This is a genomic window from Streptomyces spongiicola (genome assembly GCF_003122365.1).
GTDB classification, from domain to species: Bacteria; Actinomycetota; Actinomycetes; order Streptomycetales; family Streptomycetaceae; genus Streptomyces; species Streptomyces spongiicola.
Map to the genome: position 1 here is coordinate 1,764,825 of NZ_CP029254.1, position 25,673 is coordinate 1,790,497.

Below are 25,673 nucleotides of genomic sequence, written 5' to 3' on the forward strand. Positions count from 1 at the left end.
GGCGGCTCAGGTGCCGAGGTGGCCGGTGTCGTTCCAGCGCTCGACCGCCGGGGCTCCGTAGGCCCAGCCGAGTACCGAGAGACTCGCCGGGCTCAGCTTGATACGGGCCGCGAAGGAGACGTCCTCGCCGATCCAGCGGGCGCACAGGACGCGCAGGATGTGGCCGTGCGCGAAGGCCAGTACGTCGCGGTCGGCCGAGCGCACGTACTCCACGATCCCGTCGGCGCGGTCGGAGAGCTCCGCCAGGGTCTCCCCGCGCGAGGGCGCGCCCGGCACCCCGACGGGGACGCCGTCCCGCCAGATGAACCAGTCGGGGTCCGCCTCCCGGATCTCCGTCTGCGTCCTGCCCTCGTACGCGCCGTAGTCCCACTCCATCAGCGCGTCCCAGTCCCGCGCCCGGTCACCGAATCCGGCGAGGTCGCAGGTCTCGCGTGCGCGTGAGAGCGGGCTGGTGCGCACCTCGGCCCCCGGGAGGCCGTCCCAGGGGCGCCGGTGCAGCCGCTCCCCCAGGAGCTTCGCCGAGCGGCGGCCCTCGTCGAGGAGGGGGATGTCCGTCCGGCCGGTGTGCCGGCCGAGCAGGGACCATTCGGTCTGGCCGTGTCGGCCCAGGAATATGCGCGGTGCCATGAGTCCATCATCACCGGCGGCCGCGGTGTGCGCCCGGCGGTGAAGCGGGGCGGCCGCGGGCACCGGCGGCCCGGTGGGGGCCCGGCGACCCCGCTCCCGACGCCGGACGCCCCACTCCCGACGCCCTTGGCCGCACCCCCACGCCGCTGACCCCACTCCCGACGCCGTTGACCACAACCCCAAGCCGTTGACCGCACCCCCAAGCCGTTGACCCCGCTCCCGACGCCGTTGACCACACCCCCAAGCCGTTGACCCCGCTCCCGACGCCGTTGACCACACCCCCACGCCGCTGACCCCGCTCCCGACGCCGTTGACCACACCCCCACGCCGTTGGCCGCACCCCCACGCCGTCGGCCACTCCCGACGCCGGACGCCCCGCTCCCGACGCCGTTGACCGCGCCCCGATGACGTTGACCGCGCCCCCGATGTCGGCGGCGGATGCAAGACTTCCGCGGGTGAGCACATCCCTCGACAGCGGACCTCCCCCGCAGGCGCCGGCGACCGCGCTCCGGCAGCGTCTGGCACAGCTGCGCGGGCCGTCCACCGCGCCGCACCCGCTCGACGCGCGGGCGCTGGCCGCCCTTGCCGCGAACCCCGGGTGCAGGCGGCGTGCACTGCTGGACGGCGCGGGAGTGGACAAGGCGGCGCTCGCCCGGGCTCTGGGGTCACCCGCCGTCTTCGGCCAGTCCCAGTTCGCCTTCATGCGGGGCAACGCGTTCGAGGCGAGAGTCAAGGCCGAGGGCGGTGCGGCGCTGCTGGGGCTGCTCGGAGTCGCCGACCCGCGGGCGGCGCTCGTTCCCGACCTGGCTGCGGCCGGCCCGGACGGGCGGGCGGCGCGCACCGCGCTGGCCCTGCGCGAGGCCACGGGAGCCGGGGCCTGGACGCTGCTGGACCATCCGATGCTGGCGCTTCAGGTCGCGGGATCACCCGCGTACCTCGAGCCGGACGCGGTCGTCGTGCACCCCGACGGCCGGTGGACGGTGGTCGAGATCAAGTCCTTCCCGATGGTCGACGGCTCCGCCGACCCGTCGAAGGTGGGTGCGGCCGCCCGCCAGGCCGCGGTGTACGTGCTGGCGCTGGAGCACGTCGCGGCGGTGACGAAGGACGCGTCGGTGGACCACTCCGTCCTGCTGGTCTGCCCGAAGGACTTCTCCAACCTGCCGACCGGGTCGGCCGTCGACGTGCGCAAGCAGCTCTCCGTCACCCGGCGGCAGCTGGCACGGCTGACCCGGGTCGAGGAGATCGCCTCGGTGCTGCCCGACGGGCTCAGCTTCGACATGGAGTCGCGCTCGCCGGGCGAACTGGCGTCGGCGGTCGAGTCGGTCCCCTCCGCCTACGCCCCGGACTGCCTGTCCGCCTGCGAGCTGGCCTTCCACTGCCGCGAGCGAGCCCGTTCCGCCGGCGCGGTCGAAACCCTGGGCCGAGCGGTGCGGGGCGAGCTGGGCGGGCTGAGCGCCGTCGCCGAGGTCCTCTCGGCGGCCCGCGGCGAGTCAGGCGATCCGGACGACCCCGCGGTGGCCGCGCTGCGCCGTGCGGCGCGCCTGCGAGCCGAGGCGCTCGGCGCCAAGGCGCCGGACGTCGCCGTGGGGAGGCCGGGATGTCGCTGATCGGTGCGCTCGCCCGGCTGGAGGCGGTCGAGCGCGGGCGGGCGCAGCCGCTCGCCACCGTGCGGCACCGGCATCTCTCGCCGCGCCCGATGGTGTTCGTCCCCCTCACCACCGCCGGTGAGGCCGGCGCCCCGCTCGGGGCGCTCGTGGGCACCGACCGGGACGCGCCGCACCTGCTGGCCGTCGCCCAGCCCCGGGACCGCGAGCTGCGGTTCGCCTTCCTCGCCGAACTCGCGGAGACGCTGCTTCCGTATCTCGACGGATACGCCGACGACGTGGAGGCCGCCGAGCGCGGCGAGACGGACCCGGAGACCGGCAGGCGCGTCAAGGTCGAGGTGGAGCTCTGCGCGGACGCGCCGCAGCTCATCGTGCCCAGCAGGCCCGGCGTCGACTTCGTGCGCCTGCTCGGCCGGTCGATGCGGTTCCGGCGGACCGCCGAGCAGGACCCCGACACCCCCTATCCGGCGCCCCCGCGCGTGCCGCTGCTCGGCCGCTGGCTGACGCACTACGGCGAGCGGGCCCGGGTGCCCGGCTCCTCGCTGCTGCTCGCGATGACGGATCTGCTGGGGCGGCACTGGGCGACCGGGCAGTCCCGTCTGGAGGACCAGCACCTGGGTGCCCTGCTGGCCTGGATCGCCCCGCCGGAGGGCGGATCCGGCGCCGAGGCGGCGTTCCGGGCGGAGGTGGAGCGCGACCGCGGGGGCCAGTTGGTGTGCCCGCCCGCCGGGCCCGCCACGGACCCGGCGTTCGACAACAAGCTCCTGGCACCCGTGATGGAACGGCACGACCGGGCCCGCCAGGCACTGGCGGCCGCCGCCGACGGGGCCGCGGCCGACGAGCAGCTGGCCCGGCTCACCTCTGCCGAGCGGGAGATCCGCTCGCTGCTCGACGGGGTGCTGCGCCCCACGTGGGACGCGGTGTGGGACGGGATCGGCCTGCTCCGGGGGCTGCCCGAGGGACCTCACGTCGCCGACCGGTGGACGCGTGACCGCTGGTCGTACACGGGTCACCGGGACCGGGTGCGGGCCGGTGAGCCCCCGCAGCCGCGCCGGGACGACGCGGTGACCGCCGCGCGGAAGCTGGCCGCACGCGAGACCGCCCAGGCACAGCTCGAGGCGCAGGAGGCTCTCGACGACCCGCTGGTGCTGGCGGGGCGGCGGCTGGCGGGCGAGGCGTTCGCCGGCGTGGTCACCGGCGTCGCGATGGCCTGGTCCGAGTCGAAACGCCCCTCGCCCCGGCCGCTGGTGACGGTGCGCACGGACGACACCCCGCATCTGGGCGCCGGGGTGAGGGCCTACCGCTCGCTGGAGGGCAGACCGCAGTCCGCCGAGTTCGTGCGGTACGAGGAGGGCGGCGCGATCGTCCTTCGGCTGCTGGACCGGATGGGCCGGTCCAGGGATCCCGCGGAGGGATCCGTGCCGGACGTGGGCGAGTCCGTCGCCTGGACCCTGTTCGAGCACGACCAGCGCGGCGGGCCGAAGCTGCCCGAGCCGGAGGAGACGCCGTGGACGCACGGCGGTCCGCCGCGTACCGACACCGCCGAGAGCCCCGACGCCGTGACCCCGGAGGACCTGCTGTGACCGGGACCGTGATCCCGCTGTTCGACCCCGGTGCGGAGGCCGCCCGTGCCACCGCCGCCATCCTGGAGGACACCCTCGGCGGTGATGCGCGCGGTGTCGTCGTGGACTCGCCTCCGGGTGCGGGGAAGTCCACGCTCGTGGTGCGGGCGGCACTGGAACTCGCCGCGGCCGGGCGCCCGTTGATGGTCGTGGCGCAGACCAACGCGCAGGTGGACGATCTGGTGGTGCGGCTGGCGGAGAAGGAGCCGGGGCTGCCGGTCGGCCGGCTGCACAGCAACGACGCGGACCCGTACGACAAGGCGCTCGACGAACTGCCCGCGGTGAGGAAGTCGGCGAAGGCCGGCGATCTCGCCGGGCTGGACGTGGTGATCTCGACGGCCGCGAAGTGGGCGCACGTCAAGGACGTGGAACCCTGGCGGCACGCCATCGTGGACGAGGCCTACCAGATGCGGTCGGACGCGCTGCTCGCCGTGGCCGGGCTGTTCGAGAGGGCGCTGTTCGTCGGGGACCCGGGGCAGCTCGACCCGTTCTCCGTGGTCGGGGCCGGGCAGTGGGCGGGGCTGTCGTACGACCCGTCGGCGAGCGCGGTGTCCACGCTACTCGCCCACAACCCGCGGCTGCCGCAGCACCGGCTGCCCGTGTCCTGGCGGCTGCCTGCGTCGGCCGCGCCGCTGGTCTCCGCCGCGTTCTACCCGTACACGCCCTTCCGCAGCGGTACGGGCCCGGACGACCGGCGCCTGACGTTCGGGGTCCGCTCGGACGGCTCGGGGCCCGACCGGGTGCTGGACGAGGCGGCCGAGTCCGGCTGGGGTCTGCTGGAGCTTCCGGCCCGGCACACCCCGCGCACGGACCCGGAGGCGGTGCGGGCGGTGGCCCAGGTGGTCCGGCGGCTGCTGGACCGCGGAGGCACGTCGGTCTCGGAGCGCTCCGCGGACCCGGTGCCGCTGACCGCGGACCGGGTCGCCGTCGGCACGGCCCACCGCGACCAGGCCGCCGCCGTGCGGTCGGCGCTCGCGGAGCGGGGCGTCGCAGGTGTGACGGTCGACACCGCCAACCGGCTCCAGGGCAGGGAGTTCGACGTCACGGTCGTGCTGCACCCCTTGTCGGGACGCCCGGACGCGACGGCCTTCCACCTCGAGACCGGCCGCCTCTGCGTGCTGGCCTCCCGCCACCGCCACGCCTGCGTCGTGGTGTGCCGGGCGGGTGTCGCCGGGCTACTGGACGAGCACCCGTCCACGGAGCCGGTGCAGCTCGGCGTCACCATGAAGTTCCCGGACGGCTGGGAGGCGAACCACGCGGTGCTCTCTCACCTGGAGGAGCACCGGGTGAGCTGGGCTCTGTAGCGGGAGCCCGGAGCCGGTCCCCGGTACCGGGCGGAGGGGTCGTGCCGCCGGCCGGTTGCCCTCTTGTGCGGGGCGGGACAATGGGGTGGTCCGGAAGCACGAGGAGGAGACGCGCATGGCGGAGTCGTCGGGGCGGAGCGAGCGGCGGGTACGGCCTTCGCCGCTGCTCTTCGAGCCTGCGGAGGTCGCCTCCGATCCGGAGCACTTCTTCGATCTGGAGTCGATCGAGGACCCCCGGGAGCTGCTCTCCCGTGCGACGGAACTCACACAGGCGTTCCAGGCCGCGACTGATCGCGCCCTGGAGTACCAGGCGATCGCCGCCGCGCAACTCGCCGACCCGCGGCGCTTCGACCGGCTGACACCGGCGGAGATCGCGCGCAGGGCCGAATGGAGCGAGGACTACACCAGGCGCATGATCGATTTCGGCCGCGATCTGCTGCGTGGTCCGGACCCGAGGCCGGCGCGCCGGCCGTAGCAGGGCGGGTGGCGAAAGCAGTTCCGTCCGCCCGCAGGGCGGGGCCCGAGGCGTCCGGCGAGTGCGGCCACAGGGCGGAGGGCCGTCCTCGCACTGGACGCACCCGGACGCACTCGGGGGCACTCACATGTAATCGGATGACATCGGATGAATCCGATGTCGCGGGCCAGGGGCGCCTCCGATACCCGAAGCGCGACGGGGAAACGCGTGCCGGGCTTCGCGGCCGGGAGGGACTCTCACCACACGCCCCGCCCCAGCGCCACACGGCGGCGGCAGGCGCGGGGCGCGAGTCCTCGATCGGACCGGTGCGGGACTCTCACACGGGAGGACGCGCGCCTCGGCACCATGCCCCTGCACCGGGACACCAGACCTCCGAAACCGCGGAACTACGGGACCCGGCCCCCGGACTCCCGGGACACCGGAACTGCGGGACACAGCACCCCCGCCGGAACACCGGGACGCAGGGACACAGCACCCCCGGGGGGACACCGGGACACAGCACCCCCGCCGGGACACCGGGACACCGGAACTGCGGGACGCCGGAACCGCGGGCATCCTCCGGTGCCGCGGGGGCGCGCCGGCGGTGCCGTGAGGTCCGCCATGGGAGGTGGGGGAAGGTGGGGGCCGACGACCCCTCCGTCATGCCGCTCGCATATGACCGGGGGAAGCCGGGGCAAGATACCCCTCCAGCGGCCCGCTGTCCCCGATTTCGACAACTCACGGAAACCGGCCCATAACTACGCGTACACGTAGTCGTCATGAGCAATCGGCCGCGAGACGACATCAGCGCCGCACCGTGCAGTCCCGACCGCCACGACGAGCGGCGGCGGGAGATCTTCGCCTTCCTGAGGGAGGACGAACGGCACCGCACCGCCCGGATCACCGCGCCCGGTGCGGACTGGCTGGCGTCCGCCACCGCACATCCGCGGTCCGTGCTGGCCCTGTGGGAGTCGCGGCCGTCCGCACCGTTGGCCGTGCCCTGCGGCGGGGGCGTCTTCGACGTGGTGAACGTACCCGCGATGTTCGGGCGCCGGATGCTGGACCGGCTGTGGTCGGAGGGGCCGGGGTCGGGGCCGGCCGCCTACCACCGGGGCCGGATGCTGCTGTTCGCGGCCCCCGGCACGGCCCAGCGGCTGCCGAGCCTGCTGGAGTGGGAGGAGTGGGGCAGTGCCGTACCGCCCCTGCTCTGTCACGGCACCGGCGACGCGATCACCGTTCCGCCGCTCGCCCCCGCCCCCGCGGGCGGCGCCGGCCCGCGGTGGATCGTCGCGCCCGACACCCGGCACCCGTGGCTCCCGGGGCCCGAGATCCTGCTCTGGGCCTGCGTGCGGGCGGCCCGCGGCACCTCCGCCGCGACGGTCCGGATATCGATTTTTCCTCCCGCCGATCAGGATGCTAAGGTCTACGACGTCAGCAGGCGCCGCTAGCTCAGTTGGTTAGAGCAGCTGACTCTTAATCAGCGGGTCCGGGGTTCGAGTCCCTGGCGGCGCACAGACGGAGAAGGCCTCTCGCGCAAGCGGGGGGCCTTCTCGCCGTCCGTCGACAGGTCCGCGCGTCGCCGTTCACGGCACTGTCGTGATCTTGACCGTCCATGCTCCCGCCCGGGTGCGGTCCGCCACCTCGACTCGCACCCGGTCACCCGGGACGGTGAAGGACTCCCCCACGCCGAGCGGGGCGTCCGCCAGCTGCGGGTAGACCGAGCGGTCCCAGCAGGCCCCGCTCCCGGGATGGGTGTCGATCACCTCGACGGGGCCGGCGCCGGACGCCTCCTCGTTCCTCACCCGGTAGAGCAGCACGCCCTCCCTGCAGGTGTCCCGGTCGTTGCCCGTGGCGCCGCGCGCCTCGATGGCCAGCGCGCTGTTCCGCCCGGTCCTGACGACCGCGAGTCTGGTGCCCTCGGGGCGCCCCGGGGCCCGGGCGGCCGCCAGCGGCTCCAGTTCGAGCACCCGGTCGGCGGGGCCGGTGACGCACCGGACCTGGCTCTCGTCCAGCCATCCCAGCTTCCACTTGTGCCAGCCGAGGAGTTCCGGGGCGAGCCCGAACTGGCTGCCCATCACGTCCCAGTCCCCCACATGGGTGTCCCAGTCGCCCTTGCCGTCGGTGGGCCGGTGGTAGAGGTCCGGCAGGTCGAAGACGTGCCCGGTCTCGTGTGCCAGGACATGGCGGTCGGGTGGGTGGCGTTCGAAGACCGTGACGGCGCGCTTCAGCTCGACACCGTCCGCCTTCGTCTCCTGCTCGAAATTGACCACCTTCGTCGCGTCGGAGTCCACCCCGGGGGCGTCCGGGTCGGCGACCAGATAGACGACGTCGTAGCGGGAGAAGTCCACGGCGGGGTCGGCGACGGAGACCGCGTCCCGCAGGTACGCGGCCCGGCGCCCGGCGTCCCAGTCCCGCTTTATGCGGTACTCGGTCGACGCCCTCGGCATCCGGATCCACCGGCGCACGGGGTGCGGGCGGAGCAGGAACCTCCCGTACGAGGCGTTGCGGAAGAAGTCGCTGGTCGCGGGGAAGTGGTCGGCGAACAGGTCGTCCGGCGCCGTCAGGGGGGCGGAGTCCGGGAAGGACAGGAAGACCATGACGGCGTCGACGGCCCGGTCGGGCCGCGGGTAGGCGGAGTTCCAGCTGTCCAGCCCCAGCGAGTGGTGCGCCTCGGTCCGGGGCAGTGCGCAGCCGCGGGGTGAGGGGTCGGCGGAGGCGGGGCCCGCGGCGAGGGTGGTCGCGGCCAGGGCCACCAGGGAGGTGAACACCGCTGCGCCGGCGCGCAGGCTCGGCCGCTCCACTCCTTTGGGTGAATCCTCCAGCGTCTGCTGACCCTCCACGTGGACCTCCGGCTGCGGAATGCGGGGCATCCAACCCAGCTTGTGCGTTTTTATGATGATTCGCACTGTTCCGCTGCACCGGTCGGGTGAGCAGCCTCCGACACCCCGGTGATCGGCAGAAAGTCACAACCGGTCACGAGAGTCCCGGCCCGGTCTCCGCCCGCGCAGAAACGATCGGGCTGGACCTTCCGGCACCTCTGACCGCCGCCCGGACGCTGGAACGGCCACCCGGCCAGCCTCTATGATCGGCACACTTTCCCGGATTTCCGGCCCTGGACCGGGCCGAACGACACGACTGCACTGCGGGAGCGAGCGGTGAGCGCACACACGGAAGGACGGGGCCCCGCGACCGTCGCGGCACCCGGGGGCGCCCATCCACCGGTCACGGACAGTCAGCAACCGGCGGCCCCGTCCGGCCCCGCGGAGTCCGGCCGATCCCACCGCCGGGCCGACCGGACTCCGCGGGGCCGGACGGCCGGGAAGCAACTCGCCGACTACCGCGCCGCGTTCAACGCCTCGCAACTCGCCATGGCCCTCGTCGACCACGAGGGCCTCGTCGTATCCGCGAACGACGCTCTCGCCGCACTCCTCGGCGCCGAACCGGACGCCCTCCGCTCGCGGCCCGCCGCCGACCTCGTCGACCTCGCCGCGGACGGCCGCTCCCTGCTCGCCTACGGCGAGGTGCTGAACGGGCGGAGTCCGCGCCTCAGCTGCACCCGGCGCCTCGAACACGCGGACGGGCACCCCGTCTGGGCCGAGGTGACGGTCGCTCCCGTCCCCGGTGGCCGCCGGCTGCTGCTCTCGGTCGCCGACATCACCGACCGCCGCGAACTCCAGGCGGGACTGCGGCATCTCCAGATGCACGACCCGGTGACCCGCCTGCCCAACCGGGCCCTGTTCTTCGAACGGCTCAGCGGCGCGCTCGAATCCTCCTCGTACGAGCACGGCGGCACGGGCCGCATCGGCTTGTGCTACCTCGACCTCGACGGCTTCAAGGCGGTCAACGACACCCTCGGCCACCGCATGGGCGACCGGCTGCTCACCGCGGTGGCCTCCCGGCTGACCGAGTGCGCGGACCGGGACGGCCGGGCCCGCGGCGGCACCCGTCTGGTGGCCCGGCTCGGCGGTGACGAGTTCGCCGTCCTGGTCGAGGACTCCACCGGCACTGAGCAACTCGCCGATCTGGCCCGGTCCCTGCTGGCCGCGCTCCAGCAGCCGTTCGACCTGTCGGGGCAGCGGTTGTCCGTCTCCGCGTCGATCGGAGTGGTGGAGCGCGCGGCGGACGGCACCACCGCGACCGGGCTCATGCAGGACGCGGACACGACGCTGTACTGGGCGAAGGCGGACGGCAAGGCCCGCTGGACGTTCTTCGACCCGGAGCGCAACGCCCACCGGATGACCCGTCAGGCCCTCTCGTCCACACTCAGACCGGCGGTGGACCGCGAGGAGTTCACGCTCGAGTACCAGCCTCTGGTGTGCATGGCGGACGGCGCGGTCCGGGGCGTGGAGGCGCTGGTGCGCTGGCAGCACCCCCAGTTCGGCGCACTCGCGCCGAATCGGTTCATCGGCATCGCCGAGGAGGACGGGTCGATCGTCCAGCTCGGCCGCTGGATCCTGCGCACCGCCTGCCGGCAGGCCCGCACATGGGAACTCGGGCACCCGGCGGACGAGCCCCTCTTCGTCAGCGTCAACGTCGCCGTGCGCCAGCTGTGGGACTCCGACCTGGTCGCCGACGTGGCCGGGATCCTCCACGAGACCGGCCTCGCACCGCACCTGCTGCAACTGGAACTCACCGAGTCCGCGGTGATGGGCTCGGCGGGACGCCCGCTGCGGGTGCTCCAGGCGCTGAGCGACATGGGCGTACGGATCGCGATCGACGACTTCGGGACGGGCTACTCCAACCTCGCCTATCTCAGCCGCCTACCGGTGTCCGTGCTGAAGCTCGACGGATCGTTCGTCCGCGGCTTCCGCTACGACGACGGGACGCACCCGAACCCCGCCGACGAGACGATCGTCGAGGCCATGGTCGAGCTGGCCCACCGGCTCGGCCTGACGGTCACCGCCGAGTGCGTCGAGACCTCGGGCCAGGCGGAACGGCTGCGCCGCATCGGCTGCGACACGGGCCAGGGCTGGCTCTACTCGCGCGCGGTGGCGCCGGACCGGATCGCCGGGATGATCGGGACCAGTCCGCTCGCCATCTGACGCCCGGCGCGGTGCGGGGGGCGCGGCGGCCGCGCCCCGCGCACCGGGTCCGCCGCGAACCGCGCCCCTTCGGCTCCCGTTCGGCGCTCCCGCTCGACCACCCGCCCCGCCCCGGCCCCGCCTGCCGAGTGGCCGCGGACGCGGGAGGGCCGATGAGGGGCGCCTGGTGTGCGAACACCGGGCGCGGCGCGCGAGGCCGCACGCCGAGGAGGCCGCACGCCGAGGCGGTGGCCGCCGGACCGGTCCACCCGATGGACGAACCCACCCGATGGACGAACCCACCGGGGAGCGGCACGGCAGGCACGCCCCGCCTCCCTCCGGGCAGGGGGCACCTCACCACCCGTGGTCCGCCGTGCCGACCAGGCGGCACCACGAGGACCATGGCACCAGCCGGGCAGCACCACCGGCGGTCCGCCGTGCCGACCAGGCGGCACCACCCGCGGGCCGCGGCCTTGGCCCCATCCTCCGCACATGGGGGAAGAGGTCGATTGCCGACTGGCGGCGAGGACGATATCTCACGATGTGGACGCCATGCCGGAGGGTGAAACCAGCCCATAGTTGGGCGAATGGTGCATTCGATCTTCACTCGTCCGAGTTACGTGCGGAGGACGGGCCTAGCCGGGCAGCCCGTACGCGTCCGCGATCAGCTCGTAGGAGCGCAGCCGGGCCCCGCCGCCGTGTGCGCTGGCCGTGATCATCAACTCGTCGGCCCCGGTGCGCTTCTGCAGTTCGTCGAGGCCGGCGCGCACCTCGTCGGGCGTGCCGTGGACGATGTCGGCCAGCCGGCCTGCCACGAACTCCCGCTCCATCGGGCCCAAGTCGTACGCCTCGGCCTCCTCGGGCGTCGGGATCAGCCCCGGCCGCCCCGTGGTCAGCAGCAGCATCGCCAGGGCGCCGGTCATCACCTGGCGGCGTGCCTCGCGGGCGTCGTCCGAGGCGAGCGCGGCGACCCCGATCAGGGCGTAGGGCGCGTCCAGGACCGGCGAGGGGCGGAAGGAGTCCCGGTACAGGTCGAGCGCGGGAACGGTGTTGCGTGCCGCGAAGTGGTGGGCGAAGGCGAACGGCAGACCGAGCGTCCCGGCGAGCCGCGCGCTGAAGCCGGAGGAGCCGAGCAGCCAGACGGGGGGCCGGGCGGCGGACTGGACCCCGCCGGGAGCGGTGGCCTGCACCGGGCCGGGGACGGCGTGGATCCGCGCGTACGGGTGCCCGTCCGGGAAGTCGTCGTCGAGGAAGCGGGTCAGTTCGGCGAGCTGCTCGGGGAAGTCGTCGGCGCCGGCTCCCCCGGCCACGGGGGACCCCGGCCGGTCGGTGCGGCGCAGCGCGGCCGCGGTGGCGCCGTCGGTCCCGGGGGCGCGTCCGAGGCCCAGGTCGACCCGCCCCGGCGCCAGGGCCTCCAGGGTGCCGAACTGCTCGGCGATCACGAGCGGGGCGTGGTTGGGCAGCATGACGCCGCCGGAGCCGAGGCGGATGCGCTCGGTGTGGGCGGCGAGATGGGCGAGGATCACGGCCGGGGACGACGAGGCGACACCGGGCATCGAGTGGTGCTCGGCGACCCAGTGCCGGTGGTAGCCGCGCCGCTCGGCGAGCCGGGCGAGTTCCACGCTGGTACGCAGCGCCCGGCCGGCGGTGCTGCCGCTGCCGACGGTGACCAGGTCCAGTACCGACAGCGGCACGGGCGCGGCGCCCCGCGCCACTCCCCGGATCCCGTCGGCCGGGCGCGCTGCTTCCGGTGTGTTCGCGGCGTCCGGGGCCTGCGGTGCGTCCGGTGTGTCCACGAGAGGTGCCTCCTGCGTTGCGGTACGGGTCACCGCCACCAACAGGAGGCAGTCTCCGGTTATTCCGGGGCGGCGCCGGACCGGGGTGTCCGCCCGCCCTCCGGGGCCCGTCCGGGGCGGGCGAACAGGGCCCCCAGGCCGTCCGCCCACGCCCGCCGCCCGGCCAGCCGCAGCCCCTCCCACACGGTCACCTGGTTGGCCGTGAGGACGGGCTTGCCGAGGGTCTCCTCCAGCTCCCGGAGATGGGCGGCCGTGTGCAGCGCGGTGTCCGGCAGGAGCACCGCCTCCGCTCGCGGGTCGTCCCCCGCCGCGGCGAGTTCCAGCACCCGCTCGCGCTCCCAGGTGCCGACCTCGGCGGCCGTGATGATCCCGCTCGCCCTGGCCGCGACGACCTCGACGCCCGCGGACTCCAGGAACTTCTCGAAGAACACGGTCACGTCGCCGGGGTAGGTGGCCGCGACCGCCACCCGGCTCACGCCCAGCGCCTCGGCGGCGTGGACGAAGGCGAAGGAGGTGCTGGACGCCGGCAGCCCGGCGGCCCGCGCCAGCTCGCGGACCTGCCGCCGGGCACCGTCCCGGCCCCGGACGAAGCTGCCGCTCGTACAGGCCCACACGACGGACTCCGCCCCGGCCAGCCGCAGTTCCTCCACGCCCGCCGCCAGCCGCTCCGCGGCCCCCATCTCGACCAGCGCGTCCTCCCGGTGCGCGTCCTCGCCGATGTCGGTGTGGAAGACCGGGAGCCTGATGTCGCTGTCGAGCAGGAACCCGATCCTCGGGTAGTCGTCCTCGGCCGAGTGCCCCGGGTAGAGGAGTCCGACGGTCGTCATGTCCATCCTTCCTGTTCCTCCGGCTGGGCGATGGGCGGCACGGCCGGCGGCACGGGCGGGGCCGGCGGGGGCGGCGGCTCCTCGTGCGGACCGGCGGTCCGGATCAGCAGGGCCTGGTACGGACCGACGGCGTACACGCCGATCCTGCGCAGCGCCGCCCACATCGTGACCTGGTTCGCGGAGAGCACCGGCATGCGCAGCTCCGCCTCCAGCTGGGGTATCGCGTCGTACGTCGGCAGGTTGGTGCAGCTGATGAAGAGGGCGTCCGCCGCGCCCACCACGGCCCGGCGGGCCATGTCCACCACCGACCGGTACGGCACCTTCCAGATGTGCCGGGTCAGTCCGAGGAAGGCGCGGCCCGTGACCGCTACCCCGGCCTCGGCGAGGTACTCCTCCAGCGACCTGGTGACCGACTCCGTGTACGGCGTGACGATCGCGACCCTGCGGACGCCCAGCTCCTCCAGGGCCTCCAGCAGGGCGCCCGAGGTGGTCACCGAGGCGACCTCCCCCGCCGTCGTCATCGCCTCGCACATCGCCCGCTCACCCGCCACACCGCCGACGAAGCTGCCGCTGGTGCAGGCGTAGGCGACGACCTCCGGCTCGGAGGCGGCCAGCGCGCGGACCGCCTCGCCGAGGGTCTCGTGCTCGCTGACCAGCCGGGCCAGGTCGAGCGAGACCTCGACGGGCACGAACGGGGTCCGGGTCAGGCGCAGCGAGACGCCGTCGGGCACCCATCGCCACAGCTCGCGGTCGAGTGCGAAGTCGAACGGGGCGACCACCCCGATCCCGCGCTGCGGGTCGGGACCGCCCAGAAGCGAAACCTCGAGGGACACGTCCATCACAGGCCCCCTCATTTACGTCTTGTTGACGACGGTAGGTTCGGGTGCGAGCGTGGGTCAATCCGTACATGTCAGACGTTCAGAAACGGTTTCCGCACGATGCCCCTACCGGTTCTCCTCGTACTGGAAGCAGACCCTCCGCCGCGGCTCGGCAGCCTCACCGGACGCGCCGATGTCCGGTACGCCGACGTCGGCTCGCTCGCCGCCGCACTTCCCGGGGCGGACGCCCTGCTGGTGTGGGACTTCACCTCCGACGCGGTGCGTCTGGCCTGGCCGGGGGGTGGCCCCCGGCCCCGCTGGGTGCACACCCCGAGCGCGGGCGTCGACCGGCTGCTCTGCCCGGAGTTCTCGGCCTCCGACACGGTGCTGACCAACGCCCGGGGCATCTTCGAGCAGCCCATCGCCGAGTACGTGGCCGCCCTGGTCCTCACGATGGCCAAGGACCTGCCGGGCACCCTGGAACTCCAGCGGCAGCGGCGATGGCGGCACCGCGAGTCCCTTCCGGTGGCGGGCGGCCGGGCGGTCGTGGCCGGCGCCGGGCCGATCGGGCTGGCGATCGCCCGCACGCTGCGGGCGCTGGGCCTGGAGGTCGCCGTCACCGGGCGCACGGCCCGCCCCGGGGTGCACGGCTCCGACGAGCTGGACGGGCTGCTCGCCCGCGCCGACTGGGTCGTGTGCGCGGCCCCGCTGACGGACGCCACGCGGGGCATGTTCGGCGCCCGGAGGTTCTCCCTGATGCGCCCGTCGGCCCACTTCGTCAACGTGGGGCGGGGCGCGCTGGTGGTCGAGGAGGAGCTGGTCCCGGCGCTCGCCGAACGGCGGATCGCGGGGGCCGCCCTGGACGTCTTCGAGTGGGAGCCGCTGGGGCCGAACAGCCCGCTGTGGGACGTTCCCGGCCTGATCGTCTCGCCGCACATGAGCGGGGACACCGTCGGCTGGCGCGATCGGCTGGGCGAGCAGTTCGTCGAACTGTTCGACCTGTGGTCGGCCGGAAAGCCGCTGCCGAACGTGGTCGACAAGAAACGTGGGTACGTCCCCTCCCATGACTCCTGAGCCGAACGACCTGAGCGCACTCACCGCACGCCGCCTCATCGCCGGCTACCGGCGCGGCGACTTCTCCCCGCTGGAGGCGGTCCGCGCGGTCCTCGACCGGGCCGAGGCGGCGCAGCGCCTGGCCAACGCGTTCGTCCGGATCGACGGCGAGCAGGCGCTCGATCAGGCGGAGGAGGCCACCGAGCGGCACCGCAGAAGGGAGCCGCTGGGGCCGCTCGACGGCGTACCGGTCACGGTCAAGGACATCTTCCTGCAGGCCGGAGGGCCGACGCTGCGGGGCTCACGGGCGGTCCGTCCGGACGCCTCCGCCTGGGACGAGGACGCCCCGGCCGTGGCGCGGCTGCGGGAGCAGGGCGCGGTCCTCGTCGGCAAGACGACGACCCCGGAGTTCGGCTGGAAGGGCGTCACGGACTCCCCGCTGACCGGGGTGACCCGCAATCCGTACGACCCCTCCCGCACGGCCGGCGGGTCCAGCGGCGGGAGCGCCGCGGCGGTGGCCCTGGGTGCGGCCCCGCTGTCGATCGGGACCGACGGCGGCGGGTCGGTGCGCATCCCCGCGTCGTTCTGCGGGATCTTCGGGCTGAAGCCGACGTACGGCCGGATCCCGCTCTATCCGTCGAGCCCGTTCGGCACGCTGGCCCACGCCGGGCCGATGGCCCGGGACGCCGCCGACGCGGCCCTGCTGCTGGACGCGGTCAGCGGCCCGGACTGGCGGGACTGGTCGCAGGCGGCGCCCGCACCGCCCGCGGTCGAGGGCCTGACCGAGGGGGTCAAGGGGCTGCGGATCGCGTTCTCCGCGTCCTTCGGCGGCCAGGTGGCGGTCCGTCCGGCGGTGGCGTCGGCGGTGCGCGGCGCGGTGGGCCGGCTGGCCGAGCTGGGCGCGTACATCGAGGAGGCAGATCCGGACATCGCCGACCCGGTGGACACGTTCCACACCCTGTGGTTCACCGGGGCGGCGCGCCTGGTGCAGCACTTCGGCAGGGAGCAGCGGGAGCTGCTCGACCCGGGGCTGCGGGAGGTCTGCGCCGAGGGGGAGCGCGCCTCGGCGCTCGGCTACCTCGCCGCCGTCGACGCCCGGATGGACCTCGGACGCCGGCTCGGCCGGTTCCACACCGGGTACGACCTGCTGGTCACACCGACCCTGCCGGTCACCGCCTTCGAGGCGGGCACCGAGGTGCCGAAGGGCTCGGCACACCGCCGCTGGACGGGCTGGACCCCGTTCACCTACCCGTTCAACCTCACCCAGCAGCCGGCGGCGACGGTGCCGTGCGGGGTGGACGAGGACGGGCTGCCGGTGGGGGTCCAGCTGGTCGGCCCCCGGCACGCGGACGCCCTGGTCCTGCGCGCGGCGCACGCGCTCTACGCGTCGGGCGCGGCGGCGGTTCCGCCGCCGGCCACCGGGTGACGAGCCGCGGGGACGGCAGGCGGCCCCGGCGCCGGAGCCGGCATCAGGACCGACACCGGGGCGGGGGCGGGACCAGGGGCGGGGGCGGGGGCGGGGCGGGACCGGCCGCCGGGTGACGACCGGCCCCGGCGCCGGCAGCGGGGACGAGGCCGGGGGCGATGTCCGGGGCCGTCGAACGGCCGACAGCCCCGCCAACCCGAACAGACACTCGAACAGCCGGCCGGAGCCAGCGACCGGCCCGGGCCCCGCCAGGTCACACCCGGCGGAACGACAGCGCCTCACCGAGCGCCCCGGCGCGCCACAGGTCCTGGCAGGCGTCGGCCATCCGGTCGAGGCCGTCGACCACCTGGCCCCACACGATGCCCGGCACCCAGCCCGTGTCGCCGTTGAGCAGCAGGTTGTTGCGTTCGTAGAAGAGCGCGAGATCCACGGTCACCGGCCGGGACAGGTCCCGGTCGTAGCCGTACGCCGCCGTCCCCAGTTCGGTGCCGCTGAAGGTGAAGTAGCAGAGGTCGCCCGGGATCGGGGTCACCGTCGGGTTCTCCAGCGGTGGCTCACGGTCGGCGAACGCGGGGAACAGGGCGTAGATCTCGTTGCGCGCGTACTTCGCGTGGTACACGTCGCCGGCGAGCGGCAGCGCGTCCCACACGGCCTGGCAGGTCAGGGGCGCCCGGTCGTCCAGGAGCCGGGCGGTGCAGCGCACTTCGCGCCTGGTGAGCGAGACTTCGATGAATCGATCGGCCATTGCCCAGGCATACCCCGCCCGAGCCCGGGTAGCCGCGCCGCCATGGCTCCAGACACGGCACCAGATACCAGACACACGGTACGCAGACGAAGTCTGCTGCTGGGGACGGCCGGCGCACTCGGTGCGGCCGGCGTCGCCGGAGCGGCGGGCTGCGCACGGGTCCCCTCCGGCGACAGCCTGGCCCGGCTGAGATCCCAGGGCACGGTTCGGCTCGGCATCGCGGGCGAGGTGCCGTACGGCTACATCGACGAGCAGGGCGAGTTCACCGGCGAGGCCCCGGAGCTGGCCAAGGTGGTCTTCAGGCGGCTCGGGATGGCGAACGTGCAGCCCGTGGCGACCGACTTCGCGTCCCTGATACCCGGTCTCAACTCGCAGCAGTTCGACGTCGTCTCCGCCGGAATGTACATCAACAGGGAACGCTGCGCGCAGGTCCTCTTCTCCGACCCCGAGTACCAGATGCTCGACGCCTTCATCGTGGCCAAGGGCAACCCGAAGGAGCTGCACGACTACCGGGACGTGGTGCGGACCGGGGCGAGGTTCGCCACGGGAACGGGTTACGCCGAGATCGGCTACGCCGTGGCGGCCGGATACCCCGAGAAGGACATCGTCATCCTCCAGGACCAGGTGGCCGGACTCAACGCCGTCGAGTCCGGGCGCGTGGACGTCTTCGCCGGGACCGCGCTCACCACCCGGGAGGTGGTGCGCAAGAGCAGGAAGGCCGAGGCCACGGAGCCGTTCGCGGCGATCGTCGACGGCAGGGAGAAGATCGACGGCGGCGGGTTCGCCTTCCGGAAGACGGACGCCGAACTGCGGGACGCCTTCAACGCCGAGATCCACAAGATGAAGAGGAGCGGCGAACTCTTCCGCATCCTGAGCCGGTTCGGCTTCACCGAGTCCGAGATGACCGAGCTCACGGCGAAGGAGCTGTGCCGATGACGTCCGGACTCTGGCAGAACTGGGTACTCCCGGGCATCTGGATCACCGTCCAGCTCACCCTCTACAGCGCCGCGCTGGCCACCGCCGTGGCGTTCGGCGTCGGCATGGCCAGAACACACCGCTCCAAGGCCGTCCGCTTCCTCGCGGCCTTCTACACCGAGGTGTTCCGGGGGACGTCGGCGCTGGTGCTGATGTTCTGGCTGTTCTTCGTCCTGCCGCCGCTGCTGGGCTGGCAGCTGGTGCCCATGTGGGCGGCGGTGCTCGCGCTCGGCCTGTCCTACGGCGCGTACGGCGCGGAGATCGTGCGCGGCGCGCTGAACGCCGTCGCGCCGGCCCAGCGGGAGGCCGGCGTCGCACTCAGCTTCACCCCCTGGCAGCGGATGCGGCTGATCCTGCTGCCGCAGGCCGTGCCCGAGATGATCCCGTCCTTCGGCAACCTGGCGGTCGAACTGCTCAAGGGCACGGCGCTGGTGTCGCTGCTCGGTGTGGGCGACGTGTCGTTCGCGGCCTACCTGGTGCGGCTGGCGACCCAGGAGAGCGCCCAGATCTACACCGTCACGCTGGTGATCTACTTCGTGCTCGCGTTCGCCATCACCCGCTCGATGAAGGCCCTGGAACGGAAGACCAAGGCGAACCTGGGGGTGGTGGTCAAGTGACCTGGGACTGGTCCGCGGTCGCGGACTTCATGCCGCGCTTCTGGGACGGCGTGCTCGTCACGCTGCAGATCCTGGTACTCGGCTCGCTGCTGTCCTTCACACTCGGCCTGGTCTGGGCGCTGGGGCTGCGCTCCGAGTCGCGCTTCGTGCGCTGGCCCGTGGGGGTCGTCACCGAGTTCGTCCGGAACACCCCGCTGCTGGTGCAGCTGTTCTTCCTGTTCTTCGTCCTGCCGGAGTGGGGGGTGCAGTTCTCCGCCCTCACCACCGGCACCATCGCGATCGGACTGCACTACTCGACCTACACCGCGCAGGTCTACCGGGCCGGTATCGACGCCGTGCCGGCCGGGCAGTGGGAGGCGGCGACGGCGCTGAGCCTGCCCGCCCACCGGACCTGGACCGCCGTGATCCTGCCGCAGGCGGTCCGACGGATCGCGCCCGCACTCGGCAACTACGTCATAGCGATGCTCAAGGACACCCCGCTGCTGGCCGGTATCGGCGTGCTGGAGATGCTCCAGCAGTCCCGGCTGGAGAGCGCGGCGACCTTCCAGTACACGGAGCCGCTGACGGTCGTCGGCATCGCCTTCATCCTCATCGCCTACCCGGCATCCCTGCTCGTACGGACCCTGGAGCGCCGCCTTGCCCGCTGACACCGACACCGCCGCGCGGAACGACGAAATCATCCGGTTCACGAACGTCACCAAGCGCTTCGGGGACAACACCGTCCTGGACGACCTGTGCTTCTCGGTCCGCCCGGGCAGGCACGTCACGCTGATCGGGCCCTCCGGGTCCGGGAAGACGACCATCCTGCGCCTGCTGATGACGCTGACGAGGCCGGACTCGGGCACGATCGACGTCAACGGAAGCCGGCTGTTCCCGGCCGACGAGAGGCAGCGCAGAGAGGTCCGCAAGAAGATCGGAATGGTCTTCCAGCAGTTCAACCTCTTCCCCAACATGACCGTGCTGCGCAACATCACCGAGGCCCCGGTGCGGGTCCTCGGCCTCTCCGGGGACGAGGCGGAGGAGCGCGCCCGCGGGCTGCTCGACCTGGTGGGTCTCGCCGACCGCGCCGGCGCGCGGCCCTCCCAGCTGTCGGGCGGCCAGCAGCAGCGGGTGGCCATCGCCCGGGCGCTGGCGATGCGGCCGCAGGTGCTGCTGCTGGACGAGGTGACCTCGGCGCTCGACCCGGAGCTGGTCGCCGGAGTGCTCGACGTCCTCCGGGACATCGCCCGCACCACCGACATCACGATGCTCTGTGTGACGCACGAGATGAACTTCGCCCGGGACATCTCCGACGAGGTCCTGATGTTCGACGCCGGGAAGGTCATCGAGTCCGGGTCCCCGGAGAAGATGTTCTCCGAGCCCGAGCAGGCCCGTACCCGCGAGTTCCTCGGTGCGGTGCTCTGACCTCTCACCGCGAACGCCAGGCCATGCCCCTGGCATATACCGATGCGGTGCGCCCCGGGACGCGGGTCCGGGGCGCACGCATTTCTCGCCAACGGCCGCCCACCGGACGGTTCTTGGCGGCTATCGTGGTACGGAAGCTTGCGGTAACAACCTGGTAGGGGGAAACCGTGGCGCTGAAGCCCGAGCCGACCGCGCCGTTCCACTCGGTGCAGTACGCCCTGCGTGTTCTGGAGACGGTCTCCCGGCACGGCAGAGGGGTGACCGACGTCCAGATCGCCCGCGAGACCGGACTGCCCACCGGCCACCTCACCGCCCTGCTGCTGATGCTCCGCCGCGAGGGCTATGTGGAGCAGACGGCGGACGGGGCGTATGTGACCGGCGACTCCCTGGTCCTGCTGGGTTCCGGCGCCACCCGGCGCGAGGCCCTGGAGCGCAAGCTCCAGGACACGCTCGGCGAGCTGCGCGACTCGGTCGGCGCGGCCGTCTACATCAGCCGCTACATCGACGGCGAGGTCAAGATCACCCAGTTCGCGGACGGCCCCCGCACCCCCAAGGTCAACGAGTGGGTCGACTTCCGCTCGGCGGCGCACGCCAGCGCGGTCGGCAAGTGCCTGTTGACCCAGCTCGACCAGAACGGCCGCCGCGACCACCTCGCCCGCCACAGGATCGCCCGGCTCACCTCCCGGACGATCACCAACGAGAAGATCCTCTTCTCGAAGCTGGACGCCCAGCCACCCACGGTCCCGGTGCTGGACCTCCAGGAGTACGCGGTGGGCACGGTCTGCGCGGCGGTGCCGCTGACGGCCGGCTCCGCCGTGGGCTGCCTGGCACTCTCGCTCCCCATCGAGCACGCCCACCGGCTGCGGGCCGCGGCCGACACCCTCAACCGGCGGGCGGCTCCGGTGGTGCTGTCACTGGCCCTCTGACCGGCCGGGCCGGGAGGGAGCCCCAGGGGCGCCGAGGCGGCAGGCCGGTCAGACGGCAGGCCGGTCAGATGGCGGACCTGCAAGGTGGCAGACCGGCGAGATGACTGACCGGCGAGATGACTGACCGGCGAGATGACTGACCGGCGAGGCGGCAGGACAGCGAGACGGCTGACCGGCGAGCTGACCGGCCGGCGAGCTGACGCGAGCGCCCGCTGCGGGCGCCGGGCGGTCCGGAGCACCCCCCGGGACCAGGTAGTATTAACTCCGTCGTCAGCCGCCGAGAGCGGTGTGAACGGCAGCCCGCGCCGCTAGCTCAGTTGGTTAGAGCAGCTGACTCTTAATCAGCGGGTCCGGGGTTCGAGTCCCTGGCGGCGCACAACCCCGAGGGGCCCTCGCAACTGCGAGGGCCCCTCGGACCGTTCCCGGACCGTGCCCGCCCTCCCCCTCAGCCTTCCGCCCAGCCCCAGCCCCCGGCGCCCTCCCCGGCCTCAGCCTCAGCGGCCCGTCGCGGCGTCCGCTCATGCACGCAGGATGAACACGCCCAGACCGCTCAGGGGGTCTCCGCACCACTCGTCCTCGCCGTGCAGAACGCCACGGTCAGATCCCGGACGAGGGCCTTGCGCTCGTAGTCGTCGAATTCCACCAGGCCGCGCAGGGTGAGCCGCTGCACCGTGTCGTCCACCGCGTCGACCACCGAGCCGAGCACGGTGTCGCGGCGCTCGGCCTCCAGGACCGCGACCCGGCAGCGCCGCATGGCCGCGGCCACCTCGGGCGCGTACTCGATCCGCGTCGGCTGCACCGAGAAGACGTCGATGCCGACCGGGGCGCACTCCGCCGCGAGCGTCTTGGTCAGGGCGTCGCCCACGGCCTCGGCGTTGCGGAGCGTCGGACGCAGTTCGAGCGCGGGACCCCCGCCGGCCGGAGGGGCGGAGGCGTCGGCCGGAAGCCGGGAGAACACCCGGGGCAGGGCCGCCTCCACCTGCTCCCGGAGATACGACTCGTGGTCCGCGAGCCCGAGTACGGCCCTGGCCGTGTCCCTGACCCGCCACACCACGAGGACGACCGCCTCGAGTGCGGTCCCGTCCGCGTCGACCGACGGCATGGGTTCGCTGCGCCAGTGCCGGAGCCGTACGTCCACCCGCCTGCGGAGCAGCAGCGGGCTCACCCACAGAAGACCGCTGCGGCGGACGGTACCGCGGTACTCCCCGTACAGCGTCAGCACCCAGGCGTGGCCCACCTTGCCGCGGGCGAGCCCGCCGAGCGTGAACAGCGCGACGGTGAGGGACACGGCGAGCAGGACCCAGTGCGCGAACCCGAGTCCGGCGTAGGGCCGTTCGCCCAGTCCGAAGAACGTCGTCACCTCGGGCGGGAAGGCCCCCGCCCAGTGCAGCACGGCCACGCAGCCGACGAGGGAGAGGGCCCCGGCGAGCAGGGCCGCCCAGCCGGGCAGAACCGGGCCGGGCCGCTCCGTCAGCCTGGGGTCGGGCGGGGGAACGGCCCGCCTGCCGGACCGCCCGGCGTTCGGCGCGGAGCGGCGCCCGGCGGGAAGTGCCACCGCGGGCATGGCGATGGTGTCCGGCCCACCGTCGCCGTCGGCATCCCGCCTCGGCCCGTCGGCACCCGGGCCGCTCCGGTCCTCCTTGAGCCACCCGGCGGCCGCGGGGTCGGTCGTCCCGTCGTGCGGGCGGGCGGCGGCCGCGCCGTCGGCCACATCCTTCCGCCCGCCCGGATCGGTCTTCTCCGCCGCGCCCCGGGCGCCCGCCCCGGCGGACGCGACGGCGTCCCGGTAGAGCAGATGGACGGGAATGGCGCCGGTGGTCTCGGTGCCGATGACGACCGTCCGGCGACCGCCCGCGCCGCTGAACTGCCGCTCGAAGCGCTGGGTCGCGGGCGCGGTGCCGGGCACACCGCCCGCCGTCGCCCCACCGGCATCGGACGGGACGTCCGGGTGGGTGCCGTCGGCGGTGGGACCGGGCGACGTGGGACCGAGAGAGGTGGGACCGGGCGACGTGGGACCGAGAGAGGTGGGACCGGGCGACGTGGGACCGAGAGAGGTGGGGCCGAGAGAGGTGGGACCGGGCGTCGCGGGGGCTGCCGGCGTGGAGGCCGCCGCCGTTGCACCGGGCGAGGTGAGACCGGCGGTGGTCGCACCGGCCACGGTCGCAGCAGACACGATCGCACCGGCCGCGGTCGCAGCAGAGCCGGTGAGAGCGGGCCCGGCGGTATCGACCGCCGCGGGGTCCGCCCCGGACCAGCCACCCCCCGACGCCTCCTGAGCGGGGGCGGGCAGTCCGCCACCAGCGGACGCGCCGTGCCCGGCGCCGCCGTACGCGCCCGAGAGGGCGTACGCGTCAGGGGCACCGGACGAGTCGAGGCCGGCGAGGCGGTCGGGAGCTGCGTGTCCGTCAGGGACACCGAGCACGTCGAAGGTACCGAGCGGGGTGAGCGGGGTGAGCGCTCGGTGCACATCGCGAGCGCTCGGCGCGCCGGACGTGCCCGGCGAGTCGGGGGCGCCCGGGGCCGCCCCCGGCGGACTCGAGATACCGGCCCGGGCGGGCGTGCTGAACGGCTTGAGAACGCCATGCGCGCAGACGGCGCCGAGTGCGTCGGCGGCGGCGCCGGACGCGCCCGGCGAGTCGGACGCCCGCTGGCCCGAGTGGGCCCCGGGCAGGTGCGCGCCGGGGGCCGTGAAGCCCGCGGCGGGGAGCCCCGCGCTGCGGACGGCGGCCGGGGCGGCGGTCAGCCGGCCGAGTGTGAGGGAAGAACCCGGTGGGTCCTCGGAGTAGGGGGTTGTCGGGGTCACCGCGGTCGCCTCCTCGCGGGGTCGGTGCACATCGGACTTGTTGATCATGAGAAGAGCCGTCGCCAGGTCTCGGGGCCGGGGTAGCCGTCCGCCGCCGCGCCCCGCCAGCCCTGGGCGCGCTGGAACGCCTCGGTGCTGCGGCGGTCGGCGTCGCCCCAGCGCGGCCCGGGGCGGGGGGAGTGGTGCCGGTCGAAGCCCCGCTTCACCAACTGCCCGCGCAGGGCGTCCACATGGCCGCTGGAGCTACCGGGGCGGAAGTGGCGGTGGCCGGGGAAGGCCGGTGGGGCGGTATCGGTGGCACCGGCACCGGCACCGGCACCGGCGGTGGCCCTGGCAGTGGCCCCGGCACCGACCGGGGGCGCGGTGGCCGGGGGTGCGGCCCTGTGCGGAGCTGCCGCTGCCGCCGGTGCGGTAGCGGACCGGGCGGGAGCGCCCGCCGCGGACACTGCGGCTCGGGGCCCGGCCGGCGCCGATCCCGCCGCGTGCCCGGGCCCGGCCGGAGGAGCCGCGGTGCGACCGGACGCTGCGGCTCGGGGCCGGACCGCCGGGGTCGGCGCCGCCCTACTGCCCGTGCCGTTCACCAGAAGGCTCCAGGTGCCCGGTCCGGGCAACCCGTCCGCCTCGGCGCCCGTCCAGCCCTGGGCGCGTTGGAACGCCTGGATGGCCTGCCGGTGCGCCTCTCCCCAGCGCGACCCCGGACCGGCGGCGCCGCCGACGTCGAAGCCGTACTCCGCCAGCAGTCTGCCGAGCAGGGCGATGTACGAGTTGTCCTCGCCGGGACCGAAGTGCCCCGGGCCGGGGAACACGGTCCCCCCGCCTACGGTCCCCCCGCCTCCCGCGAGCTGCCCGTCCGCGGGTGCCTCGCCCTTCAGGGCCTTGTAGCGGTAGGCCTCGTAGCGGTCGGAGTTGCTCCAGTAGGCCATGGGCGTGACCTGCCGGCGGGTGTGCGGCTTGGCCTGCTCGTAGGCGACGTACCCGGTCTGCGCGTCGTCCGCCCAGCCCCCGAAGATCGTCACATGGGAGCCCTGGGACGGATCGCCCTCGTTGTGGAAGAGCAGGATGTCGCCGGGTCGCAGGTCCTTGCGTTCGATGAGTGTCCCGAACTCGGCGAGGCTGCCCGTCCATTCGTTGCCCGGCAGGTGCCAGGCCATGGAGACGTAACCCGAGCAGTCCTGCCGGTAGCCGTCCGCCCAGTACCCGCTCATGGAGTACGGGACCTTGGCGTTCACCCAGCGCTTCGCCCGGCTCATGATGTCGGCGCGGGTCATCGTGCGCAGGCCGGCGGTTCCGGCGGGACCGGCGGCCGGCCCGCCGTGCAGCGGCTCCTGGCCGCCCTGCGGAGTGTCCGGGCCGTGGCCCGGCTCTCGCCCGGTCACGGCCGGGCCCCCGGTCCGGAGAGGGTCCGCGGCAGCGCGGTCCGCCCCGGCGGGGCCCACTCGTACGCGGTCCGCCCCCGCGCGGTCCATCCCGTCCGCCCCCGCGCGGTCCATCCCGGCACGGTCCGCCCGCGGCCGCGGCCGGGCGGATGCCCGGGCCGACTGCGGCCGGTCCTGCTCCGCACGGGGGTGCGCCCCGCCCGGCCGTGACACGGACGGCCGGGGCGCGGGCGGCGCGGTCCGGGGTGCCGCCGCCTCCGGGCCCGGTGGCGGGG

General features: G+C 74.1%; 21 protein-coding genes and 2 tRNA genes. 15 read left to right on the forward strand and 8 right to left on the reverse strand.

Annotated features, from left to right (window positions below; genetic code table 11):
- Positions 1-6: 6 nt before the first annotated feature.
- Entirely contained in the window at positions 7-627 is a 621-nt protein-coding gene (locus tag DDQ41_RS07615) for a histidine phosphatase family protein (RefSeq protein ID WP_109293797.1), read from the reverse strand.
- A 455-nt stretch (positions 628-1,082) separates the two neighbouring features.
- Between DDQ41_RS07615 and DDQ41_RS07620 the strand changes: the two genes are divergently transcribed.
- The 6 genes from DDQ41_RS07620 (at position 1,083) to DDQ41_RS07645 (ending at position 7,123) form a co-directional block, all read left to right on the forward strand.
- Positions 1,083-2,234: a hypothetical protein gene (locus DDQ41_RS07620; RefSeq protein ID WP_109293798.1), complete on the forward strand. Its 1,152-nt coding sequence runs from the start codon at positions 1,083-1,085 to the stop codon at positions 2,232-2,234.
- Positions 2,225-3,814 carry a hypothetical protein gene (locus DDQ41_RS07625; RefSeq protein ID WP_109293799.1) on the forward strand — a complete coding sequence of 530 codons (1,590 nt, stop codon included), beginning with the start codon at positions 2,225-2,227 and terminating at the stop codon, positions 3,812-3,814. Before DDQ41_RS07620 ends, DDQ41_RS07625 begins: the two co-directional genes overlap by 10 nt.
- Positions 3,811-5,157, forward strand: a complete 1,347-nt coding sequence (locus DDQ41_RS07630; RefSeq protein WP_109293800.1) for an AAA domain-containing protein — start codon at positions 3,811-3,813, stop codon at positions 5,155-5,157. The genes DDQ41_RS07625 and DDQ41_RS07630 overlap by 4 nt, the downstream gene beginning before the upstream one ends.
- Positions 5,158-5,272: 115 nt before the next feature.
- Positions 5,273-5,632, forward strand: coding sequence for a hypothetical protein (locus DDQ41_RS07635; protein WP_109297600.1), 360 nt, complete (start codon positions 5,273-5,275; stop codon positions 5,630-5,632).
- Positions 5,633-6,390: 758 nt separating this feature from the next.
- Complete coding sequence (locus tag DDQ41_RS07640) at positions 6,391-7,059, forward strand: bifunctional DNA primase/polymerase (protein WP_109293801.1); 669 nt, start codon at positions 6,391-6,393, stop codon at positions 7,057-7,059.
- Positions 7,050-7,123 (forward strand) — tRNA-Lys (locus DDQ41_RS07645). Before DDQ41_RS07640 ends, DDQ41_RS07645 begins: the two co-directional genes overlap by 10 nt.
- 71 nt (positions 7,124-7,194) lie before the next feature.
- Here the strand turns inward: DDQ41_RS07645 and DDQ41_RS07650 are convergent.
- Positions 7,195-8,481 carry a M6 family metalloprotease domain-containing protein gene (locus DDQ41_RS07650; protein ID WP_172607607.1) on the reverse strand — a complete coding sequence of 429 codons (1,287 nt, stop codon included), beginning with the start codon at positions 8,479-8,481 and terminating at the stop codon, positions 7,195-7,197.
- 285 nt (positions 8,482-8,766) lie between these two features.
- Between DDQ41_RS07650 and DDQ41_RS07655 the strand changes: the two genes are divergently transcribed.
- The gene (locus DDQ41_RS07655; protein ID WP_109293803.1) at positions 8,767-10,653 is read left to right on the forward strand and encodes a putative bifunctional diguanylate cyclase/phosphodiesterase; all 1,887 of its coding nucleotides are present in this window, start codon (positions 8,767-8,769) and stop codon (positions 10,651-10,653) included.
- A 614-nt stretch (positions 10,654-11,267) separates the two neighbouring features.
- On the opposite strand, the gene DDQ41_RS07660 is transcribed toward DDQ41_RS07655, so the two are convergent.
- Genes DDQ41_RS07660 through DDQ41_RS07670 form a run of 3 tightly spaced genes read right to left on the reverse strand, consistent with a single transcriptional unit; the run spans position 11,268 to position 14,094 of the window.
- Positions 11,268-12,428 carry an LLM class flavin-dependent oxidoreductase gene (locus DDQ41_RS07660; RefSeq protein ID WP_394342130.1) on the reverse strand — a complete coding sequence of 387 codons (1,161 nt, stop codon included), beginning with the start codon at positions 12,426-12,428 and terminating at the stop codon, positions 11,268-11,270.
- Positions 12,429-12,487: 59 nt separating this feature from the next.
- Positions 12,488-13,255, reverse strand: a complete 768-nt coding sequence (locus DDQ41_RS07665; RefSeq protein ID WP_167450308.1) for a maleate cis-trans isomerase family protein — start codon at positions 13,253-13,255, stop codon at positions 12,488-12,490.
- On the reverse strand, positions 13,252-14,094 hold the full coding sequence (locus DDQ41_RS07670; protein ID WP_109293805.1) for a maleate cis-trans isomerase family protein: 843 nt from the start codon (positions 14,092-14,094) through the stop codon (positions 13,252-13,254). The genes DDQ41_RS07665 and DDQ41_RS07670 overlap by 4 nt, the downstream gene beginning before the upstream one ends.
- A 99-nt stretch (positions 14,095-14,193) precedes the next feature.
- On the opposite strand from DDQ41_RS07670, the gene DDQ41_RS07675 reads away from it, so the two are divergent.
- Positions 14,194-15,147: a D-2-hydroxyacid dehydrogenase gene (locus DDQ41_RS07675; protein ID WP_109293806.1), complete on the forward strand. Its 954-nt coding sequence runs from the start codon at positions 14,194-14,196 to the stop codon at positions 15,145-15,147.
- Positions 15,137-16,552, forward strand: a complete 1,416-nt coding sequence (locus tag DDQ41_RS07680; protein WP_109293807.1) for an amidase — start codon at positions 15,137-15,139, stop codon at positions 16,550-16,552. Before DDQ41_RS07675 ends, DDQ41_RS07680 begins: the two co-directional genes overlap by 11 nt.
- A 253-nt stretch (positions 16,553-16,805) precedes the next feature.
- On the opposite strand, the gene DDQ41_RS07685 is transcribed toward DDQ41_RS07680, so the two are convergent.
- Complete coding sequence (locus tag DDQ41_RS07685) at positions 16,806-17,297, reverse strand: DUF3830 family protein (RefSeq protein WP_109293808.1); 492 nt, start codon at positions 17,295-17,297, stop codon at positions 16,806-16,808.
- Positions 17,298-17,339: 42 nt separating this feature from the next.
- Here DDQ41_RS07685 and ehuB point away from each other — a divergent pair, with 42 nt between their 5' ends.
- The 6 genes from ehuB (at position 17,340) to DDQ41_RS07715 (ending at position 21,595) form a co-directional block, all read left to right on the forward strand.
- Entirely contained in the window at positions 17,340-18,233 is an 894-nt protein-coding gene (ehuB, locus tag DDQ41_RS07690; RefSeq protein ID WP_162602634.1) for an ectoine/hydroxyectoine ABC transporter substrate-binding protein EhuB, read from the forward strand.
- Positions 18,230-18,889: an ectoine/hydroxyectoine ABC transporter permease subunit EhuC gene (gene ehuC, locus DDQ41_RS07695; protein WP_109293809.1), complete on the forward strand. Its 660-nt coding sequence runs from the start codon at positions 18,230-18,232 to the stop codon at positions 18,887-18,889. Before ehuB ends, ehuC begins: the two co-directional genes overlap by 4 nt.
- Positions 18,886-19,536 (forward strand): ectoine/hydroxyectoine ABC transporter permease subunit EhuD, encoded by a 651-nt coding sequence (ehuD, locus tag DDQ41_RS07700; protein WP_109293810.1) that lies wholly within the window; start codon positions 18,886-18,888, stop codon positions 19,534-19,536. The genes ehuC and ehuD overlap by 4 nt, the downstream gene beginning before the upstream one ends.
- Positions 19,526-20,293, forward strand: a complete 768-nt coding sequence (locus DDQ41_RS07705; RefSeq protein WP_109293811.1) for an amino acid ABC transporter ATP-binding protein — start codon at positions 19,526-19,528, stop codon at positions 20,291-20,293. Before ehuD ends, DDQ41_RS07705 begins: the two co-directional genes overlap by 11 nt.
- Before the next feature lie 167 nt (positions 20,294-20,460).
- A complete protein-coding gene (locus DDQ41_RS07710; protein WP_109293812.1) occupies positions 20,461-21,219 on the forward strand; it encodes an IclR family transcriptional regulator in 759 nt (252 codons plus the stop codon).
- A gap of 302 nt (positions 21,220-21,521) precedes the next feature.
- Positions 21,522-21,595: transfer RNA gene (locus DDQ41_RS07715), tRNA-Lys, on the forward strand.
- 174 nt (positions 21,596-21,769) lie between these two features.
- Here DDQ41_RS07715 and DDQ41_RS07720 read toward each other — a convergent pair.
- Both DDQ41_RS07720 and DDQ41_RS07725 read right to left on the reverse strand, forming a co-directional pair.
- On the reverse strand, positions 21,770-24,070 hold the full coding sequence (locus tag DDQ41_RS07720; RefSeq protein WP_109293813.1) for an SPFH domain-containing protein: 2,301 nt from the start codon (positions 24,068-24,070) through the stop codon (positions 21,770-21,772).
- Positions 24,067-25,398: a peptidoglycan-binding protein gene (locus DDQ41_RS07725; protein ID WP_262508384.1), complete on the reverse strand. Its 1,332-nt coding sequence runs from the start codon at positions 25,396-25,398 to the stop codon at positions 24,067-24,069. The genes DDQ41_RS07720 and DDQ41_RS07725 overlap by 4 nt, the downstream gene beginning before the upstream one ends.
- Between the last annotated feature and the right edge of the window lie 275 nt (positions 25,399-25,673).

Coding starts and splice junctions, on each gene's coding strand:
- DDQ41_RS07615 (WP_109293797.1), bottom strand. CDS start 627: ATGGCACCGCGCATATTCCTGGGCCGACACGGCCAGACCGAATGGTCC.
- DDQ41_RS07625 (WP_109293799.1), top strand. CDS start 2,225: ATGTCGCTGATCGGTGCGCTCGCCCGGCTGGAGGCGGTCGAGCGCGGG.
- DDQ41_RS07635 (WP_109297600.1), top strand. CDS start 5,273: ATGGCGGAGTCGTCGGGGCGGAGCGAGCGGCGGGTACGGCCTTCGCCG.
- DDQ41_RS07640 (WP_109293801.1), top strand. CDS start 6,391: ATGAGCAATCGGCCGCGAGACGACATCAGCGCCGCACCGTGCAGTCCC.
- DDQ41_RS07650 (WP_172607607.1), bottom strand. CDS start 8,481: ATGCCCCGCATTCCGCAGCCGGAGGTCCACGTGGAGGGTCAGCAGACG.
- DDQ41_RS07665 (WP_167450308.1), bottom strand. CDS start 13,255: ATGACGACCGTCGGACTCCTCTACCCGGGGCACTCGGCCGAGGACGAC.
- DDQ41_RS07670 (WP_109293805.1), bottom strand. CDS start 14,094: ATGGACGTGTCCCTCGAGGTTTCGCTTCTGGGCGGTCCCGACCCGCAG.
- DDQ41_RS07675 (WP_109293806.1), top strand. CDS start 14,194: ATGCCCCTACCGGTTCTCCTCGTACTGGAAGCAGACCCTCCGCCGCGG.
- DDQ41_RS07680 (WP_109293807.1), top strand. CDS start 15,137: ATGACTCCTGAGCCGAACGACCTGAGCGCACTCACCGCACGCCGCCTC.
- DDQ41_RS07685 (WP_109293808.1), bottom strand. CDS start 17,297: ATGGCCGATCGATTCATCGAAGTCTCGCTCACCAGGCGCGAAGTGCGC.
- ehuB (WP_162602634.1), top strand. CDS start 17,340: ATGGCTCCAGACACGGCACCAGATACCAGACACACGGTACGCAGACGA.
- ehuC (WP_109293809.1), top strand. CDS start 18,230: ATGACGTCCGGACTCTGGCAGAACTGGGTACTCCCGGGCATCTGGATC.
- DDQ41_RS07720 (WP_109293813.1), bottom strand. CDS start 24,070: ATGATCAACAAGTCCGATGTGCACCGACCCCGCGAGGAGGCGACCGCG.